The 11,486-nt window shown below is 62.4% G+C and carries 7 protein-coding genes and 1 pseudogene; 2 read left to right on the forward strand and 6 right to left on the reverse strand.

Features of this window, described 5'->3' with window-relative positions; genetic code table 11:
• Positions 1 to 149 precede the first annotated feature (149 nt).
• The 3 genes and pseudogenes from PYH37_RS22435 to PYH37_RS22445 form a co-directional block, all read right to left on the reverse strand.
• A complete protein-coding gene (locus PYH37_RS22435; protein WP_280733611.1) occupies positions 150 to 2,618 on the reverse strand; it encodes an adenylate/guanylate cyclase domain-containing protein in 2,469 nt (822 codons plus the stop codon).
• An 83-nt stretch (positions 2,619 to 2,701) separates the two neighbouring features.
• Positions 2,702 to 3,801, reverse strand: a pseudogene (locus PYH37_RS22440) (branched-chain amino acid ABC transporter substrate-binding protein).
• A 467-nt stretch (positions 3,802 to 4,268) separates the two neighbouring features.
• A complete protein-coding gene (locus tag PYH37_RS22445) occupies positions 4,269 to 4,673 on the reverse strand; it encodes a GFA family protein (protein WP_342394661.1) in 405 nt (134 codons plus the stop codon).
• Positions 4,674 to 5,241: 568 nt separating this feature from the next.
• On the opposite strand from PYH37_RS22445, the gene PYH37_RS22450 reads away from it, so the two are divergent.
• On the forward strand, positions 5,242 to 7,011 hold the full coding sequence (locus tag PYH37_RS22450; RefSeq protein WP_280733612.1) for an adenylate/guanylate cyclase domain-containing protein: 1,770 nt from the start codon (positions 5,242 to 5,244) through the stop codon (positions 7,009 to 7,011).
• 122 nt (positions 7,012 to 7,133) lie between these two features.
• Here the strand turns inward: PYH37_RS22450 and ftsZ are convergent, their stop codons facing one another.
• Positions 7,134 to 8,174 (reverse strand): cell division protein FtsZ, encoded by a 1,041-nt coding sequence (gene ftsZ, locus PYH37_RS22455; RefSeq protein ID WP_280733613.1) that lies wholly within the window; start codon positions 8,172 to 8,174, stop codon positions 7,134 to 7,136.
• Between the two features lie 273 nt (positions 8,175 to 8,447).
• On the opposite strand from ftsZ, the gene PYH37_RS22460 reads away from it, so the two are divergent.
• On the forward strand, positions 8,448 to 8,642 hold the full coding sequence (locus PYH37_RS22460; protein WP_280733615.1) for a hypothetical protein: 195 nt from the start codon (positions 8,448 to 8,450) through the stop codon (positions 8,640 to 8,642).
• A gap of 110 nt (positions 8,643 to 8,752) precedes the next feature.
• Here the strand turns inward: PYH37_RS22460 and PYH37_RS22465 are convergent, their stop codons facing one another.
• Complete coding sequence (locus PYH37_RS22465; protein WP_280733616.1) at positions 8,753 to 10,465, reverse strand: HAD family hydrolase; 1,713 nt, start codon at positions 10,463 to 10,465, stop codon at positions 8,753 to 8,755.
• A gap of 403 nt (positions 10,466 to 10,868) precedes the next feature.
• Positions 10,869 to 11,477, reverse strand: coding sequence for a glutathione S-transferase family protein (locus PYH37_RS22470; RefSeq protein ID WP_280733617.1), 609 nt, complete (start codon positions 11,475 to 11,477; stop codon positions 10,869 to 10,871).
• Between the last annotated feature and the right edge of the window lie 9 nt (positions 11,478 to 11,486).

Consider the following 11,486-nt stretch of genomic DNA (forward strand, 5'->3'; position numbering starts at 1 on the left):
AAGAAGCGCCAATTCCGGACCTTGTCAGCGCCGTCGGGAAGGCCGAGTCTCGATCCCAAAGGCGACGCTGGCCGAGGCGCATGCCTAGCTGTGATTGATCGACGAGGTGAGCTGTAGAAGGCGACCATCCGCGCCCCGGGCGAGCCCTCCTACCCAGGCTTGTGACAAAGTCGATCGAGCACGTCTCGAAGCGCAGTGGCGGCTTGGTCACGCTCGTCAGCAGACATCAACTCGGGCTCAGCTTCTAGTCTGAGATGCGGCAGTTCGGTTCGAACGGGGCGCCGGGCAGCGACAAGATTGCCCTTCAGATCGATGACGCGATAGGTGGCGACCGGATAGGCGATCCCCTTGACGTGGATGTGCCCCAGTACGTCGCAGTCGATCATGTCCTTCACTTGCGCAAACGTCTCATAGGAAATGAGCACGGTCCCTGGCTGCGCCTCCTGCTCAAGACGTGAGGCGAGATTCACAGCGCCGCCGATTATCGTGTAGTCCATCCGGTCCTCGCTGCCGAAGTTGCCGACAGTGCAGTAGTCGGTGTGAATGCCGATGCGGCATTGCAGCGGTGTTTCAATTCCAATGTCGCGCCAGATTTCGGCAAGTTCGCTCATCCGCTTCTGCATGGTGAGAGCCATCCGAACACAGGCGAGCGCGTCCTCCTTGACGCCGCGAGTCTCCGGATCGCCGAAAAACATCACGATCGCATCGCCGACATACTTATCGATCGTCGCGCCGTGATCGGAAGCAATTTTCGACATTTCCGTCAGATAGTGGTTGAGGAGCTGGGTGAGAACCTCGGACTCCATTTTGTCACTGGCCTCGGTAAACCCGGCGATATCCGAGAAGCATATTGTCAGCTTCTTCCGCTGGCTGGCGATCCTGACGTCCTGACGTCCAGTGAATATCGAGTTGTACACCTGGGGCGCCAGGTATTTCGCCAGCTTGCTGGAAAGCGCCTCGAGAGCCGCGGATTTCTCGGCGAGGTTCTCCTCCCGTTGCTTCAGCTCGGTAATATCCGAGTAGACTGCGACGGTGCCGCCGCCGGTGATCCGCCGCTCGCTTATCATGATCCATCGCCCGTCGCCTCGCCGCTGCACCCAGGGTTCGCCAGGGTTGCGGTGCCGGGCGAGCCGCTCGGCGACCCATTCCTCGAACCGCCCCTCAGCATCCCTGATGTAGCCGCGCTCAGCGGATCGGCGAATGATGTGCTCGAATATCGTGCCGGGCGTCAGTTCGATCGCAAGGTCGCTGTAGAGCAGTTCGCGGTAGCGGCTATTGCTAAGGACAAGCCGGTCCTCCGCGTCGTAGAGAGCGAATCCCTCGGAGATGCTCTCGATGGCATCTATGAGGCGCTGGCGCGCTTCGGCGACCTCGCGCAGGTTCTTTTCCTCGATCTCGACTGCGGTGTCCCGAAAGAGCCTGAGCGCCTCGGCCATGCGGCCGATTTCGTCATGGCCCGCGGCAGGCAATGGCACATGAAGATTGCCGCCGGCGATCGCAAGCATGCTTTGGCTCACCCCTCCCAGACGGGCGAGGAGGCTACGGTCGACATAGAGCCAAACAACAAGAACGGAACTCAAGAGGCTGAGAAAGGCGGAGCCAAGGACAACTCCGGTCCCGTAGCGCTGGACGACCGCGGCTTCGAGACCGGACGCGGTGATCTCGCGGTCTGCCGCGGCGACCAGGCGATCGACGGCGGCGGTAAGACTACGCGACAGCTGATTGTTTTCAGCCAGAAGCTCCTCGCCCTGCGCCACGACGGCGAACTCGTCCTGTCGCGCCTTCGGAATGCTGTTTCCACCGTCGATCAGTGCCTTGAACTCGTTGACCCGCTGCTGGAAACGGCTTTGCAGCCTTTCGTCGATCTCGTTGGAGATCGTGTCGAGAACGGCGAGTGACCGGCGCAGCGGAAACAGAGTCAAGGCCAGATCGCCGGGCGTTGGCGCTTCCGCCGTGTTGACCAGCGCGTCGTCGACGGCCGAGATCTCCTGCTGCGCCTTCTGCTGCGGGATATAGGCCGCTATCGACTGGACCAGGTCGGCCGTCGCCTCCGCGCCTCGATCCGACGCGAGCGACGTGTCGGCTGTGACCGCCCGCCATTGCTGGAGTTTGGAATTCATCACGAGCATACCGGGCGCCAGAAGGCGCTGGCTTGCATTTGTCGTAGCCGACAGGCGGCGTAACAGTTCCTCTTTGCGCGCCACCACGGTGAGGCGGGCGGCGACAACATCGTTTAGGGCGTCGAGATTGCGCCGCAGACCAAGCACCGCAGCCTCGATCTCAGCCACCACCGCCGTGTTAGTCTTGGCGCCTTTGAGAGCGGCAAGCAGTTCCTCGAGGCGCGTCATCTCGGCCGCGATCGCAGCCGAGACCTCGTTGTGCTGAGCCTTGCTGGTCGAAGCAAGTACGGCGGGCGCACTGGCGGCGACCCGCTCGGCCTGGCGCGACAGCTGGAGAGACGCGAGCGCCGACGGCACACGCTCCTTGGTGATGCGCTCGACGACCTCCCCCACCTCGAGGAAGGCATAGAGAGCGGCGGCTGTCGCGAGCACCGCGAAGGTGCTGATACCAAAAAAAGCGAGCAACAGGCGGCCGCGTATGCCGAGACGCTTAACCATCGCGGCGACGCATTGATTCAGCTGGCGCGGCCAATAGGGTCTGCACAGATTGGCTCAAAGCGAACCGCCGGATCGGTGGTCCGTTACTCCAACGGCACGTATTCGCCACCCTTCCAGACATACCATACCCAACTCTGAACAGTGAGGTCGCCCTTGTTATCAAAGTCCACACGGCCCAACACAGTATCAAATTGATTGCCGCGCAGCGACGCAATCACGGCTTGGAGGTCTAGTGAGCCTGCCTTCTCGACCGCCTGCGACCAAGTCTGGGCGGCGCCGTAACTGTGCAGCGTCCAGGAATCGGGTTCGAAGTTCTCGGCTCGGAATCGTTCGACGACTTTGGCCGCTTCGGCGTTTCGACGCGGGTCGGGGACAAAGGTGAAGAGCGTGCCCTCGGCGGCCGGGCCGGCAATCAGGCCAAATGCCTCGGTCGCCTATCGTCACCCGAGATCAGTTGAACCGAGTAGCCCCGATCGCGCGCCGCGCGGACCATAAGCGCAGCCTCGGTATGATACCCGCCCATGTACAGCACGGCGATATCCGCCCCCTGTAACGTGCTGATCTCGGCCGAGTAGTCGTCTTTCCCGGGAGTGTAGCCTTCATAGATCGATTCGGTCACGCCCCGCTTGTTCAGCTGCTTTCTTGTCTCATCGGCGAGACCCTTCCCATACGTCGTGTTGTCGTGAAGGATCGCGATCTTCTTGTCGCTCCAATGATCGGCCAAGTAGTTGCCGGCCTCGAAGCCCTGCGCATCGTCGCGACTGCAGACGCGGAAAACGTTGGCGCGGCCTTGCTCGGTCAACATCGGATTGGTCGAGGATGGCGAAATCTGCAGAACTCCTGCTGCCTCGTACACCTTCGATGCCGGGATCGAGGCTCCAGAGCAGTAGTGCCCGACGACGAACACTACACCGTCAGCCACCAGTTTTTGGGCAGCAGCCACCGCTTGCTCGGGATCGCAGAAGTCGTCGACCGTGATGAGCCGCACCTGCTGGCCGAGGACGCCGCCCGCCGAATTGATGTCGGCCACAGCCACCTCTGCGCCGCGCTTCAATTGCGTGCCAGTCCATTCGAGCTTTCCGGTCATCGGGCCTGCGACCCCGATCAGCACCTCCGCCCGTGCAGGACAGCTAAGCGCGGCGGCCGCGAGCGCGACAACAGCAATCGTGACAATACGGTGCATGGATGCAACCCCAAGGGCCGTAGCTTACGCCAATCCCGTCAGCGCCGACAGTCCTTTTCCGCCAGCCTGGATATCTTGGCTGTTCCTACAGCGCACACGGTTCGTCGTTGATTAGCGTTCTACCTGGGTTTGGCATTTTCCTGCACGGGCTAGTTGGGAATCAGGATTCGCGATCTGGCCCTTTGCGGAGCGAAACTCTCGATGACGGGCTAAAGCCCTCGCTTGCTGAGTTTCTCAGCAAATCGGATTCTAAGCGGTTGTTCCCACCGCATGCTACGGGATGGATCGTCCCCTTTGCAGACGTCCCGGTCCCGACCAATGAAGGTCGCTTTCGGGTGCAAAGTTCGCGTTGGCGCACTTGTATCTGAACCGGCACGAAGCGCCATGAGCGGTCTTTCACCGGAGGCATTGAACGACCGGAGGCGGCCGATTTCGGCCATCACCCACTCAGAAAAAGCGCGCGGTCACTAGCTGTCGCTCTGCGGTAGACCGTCTGTGATTTCGTAGTAGTCGCCCTTGTCCCCGACGAATGTGTGTTTGGAGAGACGCAATCCGGTCGGGCCATCGAATAGACCCATCGAGACAGCCGTGAGCTGATAGCCATCAATCATGGGCTTCCAGAACAACGTCGAGCCGCACTCAGAACAGAATCCACGTTCGACCTTGTCGGACGATCGGTACCAACGGACGTGTTGCTCACCGCCGACTGAGAGCGCGTCGCGCCGAACATTCACAGCAGCGAGGACGTGGCCAGACTGTTTCCGACACATCCTGCAATGGCAAGCTTCAGGCTGATGTTCAATTGGGCCGGTGACCTCGACGCTCACACTGCCGCACAGGCACGTGCCCCTCAACATGGCATCTCTCCACATTTGACATCGCCGTCCTCGCTATTCGGCGGTACTCGTGATGGCAGTCAAATGTACGACTGGAATTGGCCAACCACGTGACGTTCGTGCTGTGTTTGGCGAAGGGCGAGCAACCCCGAACCGGACATTGGTGCCTTTCGTGACGAAGGTCCGCACGGGGTCGATTCCGGTCGTCGGCAAGGCGGTGAGAGGGAAAGAAAGGCCTTTGCCCCTCTCACGCCGACAGCGGCTTTATGCACCTGAAAAGACGCGCGGCGGCGTAATGGACACGGGCACTTGCCGTTGCTACTCTTCTCGGGCGGGATCAGGAAACATGGGAAGCGGTTTTCGGCGGTATCCCGCGGTTCACTTCTTGGATCGGGACGAGGAAAGTGCGAGCGGTTTCCGCCCGCATCCCGCGCCAACTGGACTTGGCGGCGCGGCGAGCGGATGGCGGCATCCAGTTCATCGCGCCCACAGCAGCGTGGGTCTTTCAAGACGCGCAAAGGTGGCTGCAACACTTTGGATAGGCGCATGGCTTTGAATCGGCTGCGATTTGAGGAGCCATGCAGCAGGATCGGGAGATTGGCGCATGAGGCGGCTGGCAGCGATCCTCGACGCGGATGTCGTCGGTTATAGCCGGCTGATGGGGCTTGACGAGGCCGGCACGTTCCGGGCGTGGAAGGCATGCCGGGGCGCTTTGATCACGCCTGCCGTCGCCAACCACGGCGGACGTATCGTCAAGCAGACTGGTGACGGCCTGCTTGCGGAATTCGCGAGCGTTACCGATGCGGTCGCCTGCGCAATGGCGATCCAGCATATGATGTCGCAACACAATGAGGGCGCGGAAACCGGGCGCATCGAGCTTCGCATCGGCATCCACCTCGGCGACATCATCGTCGATGAGGGCGACCTCCACGGAGACGGCGTCACGCTTGCTGCGCGCCTCCAGGAGATCGCGCCGCCGGGCGGTATCTGCGTTTCCCAGCAGGTCTACGACCTGATCGGGTCGAAACTCGATTTTCCCGCGCTCGACGTCGGCCGCCGCACGCTTGATGGTATTCACGGGCCGGTCCGCGTCTGGCGATGGCAGCCGGGCGAGACCGGTGAGCAGGTGGCCGCGGCCGCCCCCGATGATCGGCCTTTGCCGGATCACAAGCGTCCCTCGATCGCCGTGCTGCCCTTCATCAACATGTCGAGCGTCGACGAGCAGGAACATTTTTCCGACGGCTTCACGGAGGAGCTGATCGCCACGCTCGCCCGCTGCCGATGGCTGCGCGTTGTCGCCCGCAACTCATCCTTCACCTACAAGGGCAAGCCCGTGGACGTCCGCAAGGTCGCGGAGGACCTTGGCGTAAAATACGTGATCGAAGGCAGCATTCGCCGGGCGGGAAACCGCATCCGCATCACGGCGCAATTATTGAGCGGCGAGACCGGCATGCTCCTCTGGGCAGAACGATATGATCGGACGCTCGACGACGTCTTCGTGCTTCAGGACGAGATTGCCGGCCAGATCACCGGCACCGTCGGACCGGAGCTCGGCATCATCGAGTTTGCCGCCCTTCGCGGCCATACCGCCGCAGATATGGACGCCTGGAATATCTATCTGCAGGGGCTCTGGCACCTCTACAAGTTCAATCTCGACGACCTGAAGATCGCGAAGGGGCTCTTCGAGCGGGCAATCGGCCTCGAGCCGTCTTTCGCCCAGGCCCATGCGCGCCTTGCCTATGTCCACATCCAGCTCGGCTGGTATGGCCCGCTGGACGAGCGCGCCGAGCGCATCCGCGACGCCATCGACCTCGCCGGGCGGGCGATCGCCCTCGACGACCGCGAGCCCGCCGCGCATGTGGCGCTCGGCCGGGCCTTAGCGCTGAGCGGTGCGCCGGAGCGCGGCATCGAGCATCTGCGCAATGCGCTCAGGCTCGATCCGAGCTTTGCGCAGGGCCATTTCGCCCTCGGGCAGGCGCTCTGCTACGTCGAGCGTCCGGAAGAAGGCATTGCCGAAATCAACGAAGCGTTCCGGCTGAGCCCGCGCGATCCGCATCGCTGGACCTTCCACAACATGCTCGCGCTCGCCCATTACCAGTCGGGCCGGGTCGCGGAAGCCGCCGAAGCAGCGCGCACGTCGCTGCGCCAGGAAAACGTCACCTTCTGGCCGGCAATGGTGCTGGCGGCCGCACTTGGCGCCGAAGGCCGCACCGCCGAAGCGCGCGAAGCGGTCGAGGCCCTTCGCCGTTGGCGCCCCGATATGACCGCCGCGAAAGCACGGGCCGAATTCTATTTCGGCAGCGTGCCGGCCATGTCAGAAGATTTCGTCGACCGGTTCGTGGCCGATTTGCGCCGCGCCGGTCTCCCGGAATAGGCGCCGTTTCTAAGGCCGCACGGGAGCACCCCCTCCCCGCCTGCGGGGACAGGGCTGGGGCGAGGGGCGGACTACAATCCGGAACTACCGTTCGCGGCCCACACCACGTCCCCACCCTTCGATTATTGCAGCGTACGGCTCGACGCCGGCGCCGGCTGGCCGTTCATGACCTCGGGCTTTGTCGCGTCGCTGCTTGCACGCGCGCCATCGAGGCCCGTCGCCACGACGGACACGCGGAAGGTGCCGTCGAGATTGCGGTCGAAGATTGCGCCGACGACGATGTCGGCCTCGTCGTAGACTTCCTCGCGGATGCGGGTTGCCGCCTCGTCCACCTCGAACAGCGTCATGTCCATGCCGCCCGAGATCGAGACCAGCACGCCCTTGGCGCCGCGCATCGAGACCTCGTCGAGCAGCGGGTTGGCGATCGCCGCTTCCGCCGCCATCATCGCGCGGCTGTCGCCGGTCGCCTCGCCCGTCCCCATCATCGCCCGGCCCATGCCCTTCATCACCGTCTTCACGTCGGCGAAGTCGAGGTTCATCAGGCCTTCCTTGACGATAAGGTCGGTGATGCAGCTTACGCCGGAATAAAGCACCCGGTCGGCGATCATGAAGGCGTCGGCAAAGGTGGTCTTGGCATCGGCGATGCGGAAGAGGTTCTGGTTGGGGATGACGATCACCGTATCGGCACTTTCGCGCAGCCGCTCGATGCCCTGCTCCGCCGTCTGCATCCGCCGCTTGCCTTCGAAGCTGAAGGGCTTGGTGACGACAGCGACGGTCAGAATGCCGGCGCGCCGCGCGGCTTCCGCAATCACCGGTGCTGCCCCCGTGCCGGTGCCGCCGCCCATACCGGCGGTGACGAAGCACATATGCGTGCCGCCAAGGTGATCCATGATCTCGTCGATCGACTCTTGTGCGGCAGCGTGACCGATGTCCGGCAGCGAGCCCGCGCCGAGGCCTTCGGTGACGGCGGTGCCCAACTGTATCCGCCGCGCCGCGTTCGACATCGCAAGCGCCTGCGCATCCGTATTGGCTGCGATGAAATCCACCCCCTGCAGATTTTCGGCGATCATGTTGTTGATCGCGTTGCCGCCGCCGCCACCGACGCCGATGACAGTGATTTTCGGGCGCATCTCCGTGATGATCGGCTTCTTGTATTCTGTCATGGCTCTTCTCCTTGGGCAGTTCCCGTCAAAGCTTGTCCGTCCCCCGGAAACTGCGCTCGAAAGCGGGCGGGCGCGAATCAGGCACTCTCATTTTAGGAATTCAAAAAAGCCAGAGAGAAGGCAAGAGGGGCAAAAACAAGGCAAGTCCACAGCTACGTGCGTGAGCCGAAGAACGCTGCAGCATGGTAGGTACCGAAGACCGCCCCCTGTAAAGGAACAAGGATCATCGCTGTACGTTCAAGCCGCATATTCATCAGCGGAGGAGTAACTGCAATGGGTGTCGAACAAGCCCCGACGCCAAAGGGCAAGCGAGCCGCGCGCGACCTGCACAAGAGCGCCGCGAAAGAAGAGAAAAAGGTGGAAGCGCAGAAGGGATCTGATCTCGCCAAAGGCGCCAAACGCTTTGAAGAGCGTTCTAAAAGCTCGGACGGCAGGAGTGCAGGAGCGAAGCAGAAGCCAAAGCGGTAGCGTCCTGTTTCACCGCTCATCGGCCGTAGAGCAGAAATCGCTGCCATGCGGGCGATCTTCATGCGTCTGAAAAGACGCACGGCGCTGATGCAGCGGCAACGCCCTCGCTATCAGTCCTTCTCGGATGCGGGTGCGGTGTAGCGCCGGCGCACGGCTTCGGCCAGCCTTTGGCGGCTCTCGGCGGGCGAGAGCGAACGATCCTCTTCGATCCCTGCGGCTTCCTGCGCCAGGTCCGGGTCACCGATGCGCTCTTCGAACCACTTCGAGTAGTCGCCGGCCCGCAGATGGTACTCCCAGGTCTCGTCATCGATCCCTTCGGCGATCTGCAGGAAGATGATCAAATTGTGGGCGCGCAACTTCATTTTGTTCTCCGGACCGCGGAAATAGAAGCTGGCCTCCTCACCGAGATGCCCTTCGGCATATTTCCGCGTGTGCCGCTTGTGAACCTGCCGGGGTTTTTCGACCCGGATGCGCCGCACGCGCGCATCGCTCGAGCGCCGCCACAAAAGAACCTCGTCGTCTTCCAGCGGCTCATCCAGGCCGTCTGGTGTCACTTCGCCGACCGCCCCGCAAACCGTCTCGATCACTTCGCGCGCCCTGGGCCCGAGCGCTGCAACTGCGGTCACGGCCGCGAGCGCATTGGGCGAGACGGAATCCGGATGAACGGTGATCATGATCGTTCCCGAGATATCGTTCGAAAGCGCCAGCGAGGCACTGTCGCGCGATGCGGGCATGAGGTGGTGGGCCTCATCGATAATCAGCCAGTGCGGTCTGCCCTTTCTGGCGCGAAGTGCCGACAGGCCCGACATCAGTTCGGCAAAAAACGCGGGCCGCTCCTTGAGTTCGAAGCCGAGCGCACTGACCACGACGTTGTCGTCCGGATTGGCGAGGAGTTCCAGCACCTCTCTGTCCGTCGGCGTAACCGAGCTGCTGCCCACGGTTACGGCGCCTTCGAGACCTTCATAGTCGCCTTCCGGATCGAAGACGCAGAACTGGCAACGCCGCTCGCGAAATCGCTCCGAAAGGGCGGTTGCGAGCGTCGATTTGCCGATGCCGGAGCTTCCGGCGATCAACAGCACATCGGAAGGTCCGATTTCGACGGGCCCTTCGTCATCCTCGCCGATCGGCACCAGGTGACGTGCATTGGCGCAGAACGCATAGTCGCGCTCGATAACCTGCGAGATCAGTTCCTCGACGCCAGCGCCCCGCGCGCCTTCAAGCACGAAGTCGGCCGTATCTTTCAGCGCCGGCAAAGCGTTCGCGACCGCAGCGCCGCAACCACACATCCTCAAGAGCGCGTGGTCGTTCTCCGCGTCGCCGACAGCGACCACGTTCAGAAAGGAAAGCTGCATCTCCTTGAGCGCTGATTTCAGACCGGTTGCCTTGTTGACGCCGCTTGGAAGCACCATGACCGCGCCCTTGTTGAAAATGATCTCGAGTTCGAGGCCGAGTTCGTTGATCGCCTCGAGGGCCGCCGTTTGATGAGGCTCCCAGGTGGCCACGATGGAGCGGCCGACCGATATCCTGTCGACGCCCTTCTGCCTGAGGCGCTCGACGAAAGCCGGCGGCGGCGACGGCGCGAGCGGCCGCTCCTCCTCGCTATCGGGCGAATAGAGCAAGGCGCCATTCTCGGCGACAACCTTGTCGAACAGGGCAGTGTGGGGAAAGACGCGCTTGAGATCGGGCAACTCGCGTCCGGTAACGAGCAGCAGCTTGCGGCCGGTCTCCTTCAGTCTTTTCAACGCTTCCAGACTTTCCGGGCTGACGGCGCCGTGATCGGCCAGAGTGCCATCATAGTCTGTCGCAAGGGCCATGAAATACATGAGCTGCCGCCTCCGGTGCAGGCTGTTCCCGTCCTGGACAGGGGAACGTGCGAGCCTAAGGCTGGTTCCCGCAGGACGCGCGGGACATCACATTTGATCGGGTATCGGGAGCCGAAGCGGTGGAGGTCTTGCACTACTGCATGTTTCCTTAAATCGGAGCCGATTTAAGGATAAAAACATGCAGCAGGTCAAAGTGCTACAGCGACCTTTGCGCGTCTGATAAGACGCGCGGCGCTGTAGATCACGATGATTTTAGGTCGAATCGACCTAAAATCATAAAGCGTGATCGATTCTAACGAGTTAGCGCGGGATGCGGGCGGAAAACCGCGCACACTTTTCCTCATCCCGCGCTAAACTCGCGGTGCGGACCGACCCACATGGCCGGCCCGGTGGCCTCCCGCACTCACGCATTCCAGCTCGGCCGGCTCCTGACCCGCTCGTTCCAGCGGTGGACATTTTCAAGCGATGCCGGGATCTCCATGCCGAAGACTTCGCCGAGCCAGCCGCAGACCGCGGCGGTGATGTCGGCGACCGAGAAGTCGTCGCCCGCGAGATAGGGCCGGCCGTCGGCAAGTTCGCGGTCGAGCCAGGCCCATTTCTTCGGTACGGCCTGACGCTCGGTCTCGGCAAAGGCCGGGAACTGCACGAGCCGGTCCTTGAAGAAGGCATCGGAATGCAGGGCGACATTGCCGATCGTGCCGAGGAGTTCGAACTCGGCGCGGCGGTTCCACATCTCGACCTTGGCGCGGCCGACGGCATCGGCTCCGAAGAGCGGCGGCTCGGGATGCGTCTCCTCGAGGTAGCGGCAGATCGCGACGCTTTCGGTGATGATCGTGCCGTCGTCGAGCTCCAGCACCGGAATCTGCCCGAGCGAGTTGAGCTTCAGAAATTCCGGCGTCTTGTGCTCGCCTTTGGCGAAATCGATCTCCACCATCGGCAGTTCGACCCCCTTCTCCGCCATGAAGATGCGCACCCGATAGGAACTGGGACCCATGCCCTGATAGAGTTTCATGATCTCCTC

Origin of the sequence: Sinorhizobium numidicum (assembly GCF_029892045.1) — a bacterium.
GTDB lineage: Bacteria > Pseudomonadota > Alphaproteobacteria > Rhizobiales > Rhizobiaceae > Sinorhizobium > Sinorhizobium numidicum.

Excerpts from the sequence above, each read along its gene's own strand:
- PYH37_RS22460 (WP_280733615.1), top strand. The coding sequence starts at position 8,448 with ATGGGTGTCGAACAAGCCCCGACGCCAAAGGGCAAGCGAGCCGCGCGC.
- PYH37_RS22435 (WP_280733611.1), bottom strand. The coding sequence starts at position 2,618 with ATGGTTAAGCGTCTCGGCATACGCGGCCGCCTGTTGCTCGCTTTTTTT.
- PYH37_RS22470 (WP_280733617.1), bottom strand. The coding sequence starts at position 11,477 with ATGAAACTCTATCAGGGCATGGGTCCCAGTTCCTATCGGGTGCGCATC.
- PYH37_RS22450 (WP_280733612.1), top strand. The coding sequence starts at position 5,242 with ATGAGGCGGCTGGCAGCGATCCTCGACGCGGATGTCGTCGGTTATAGC.
- ftsZ (WP_280733613.1), bottom strand. The coding sequence starts at position 8,174 with ATGACAGAATACAAGAAGCCGATCATCACGGAGATGCGCCCGAAAATC.
- PYH37_RS22445 (WP_342394661.1), bottom strand. The coding sequence starts at position 4,673 with ATGTGGAGAGATGCCATGTTGAGGGGCACGTGCCTGTGCGGCAGTGTG.
- PYH37_RS22465 (WP_280733616.1), bottom strand. The coding sequence starts at position 10,465 with ATGTATTTCATGGCCCTTGCGACAGACTATGATGGCACTCTGGCCGAT.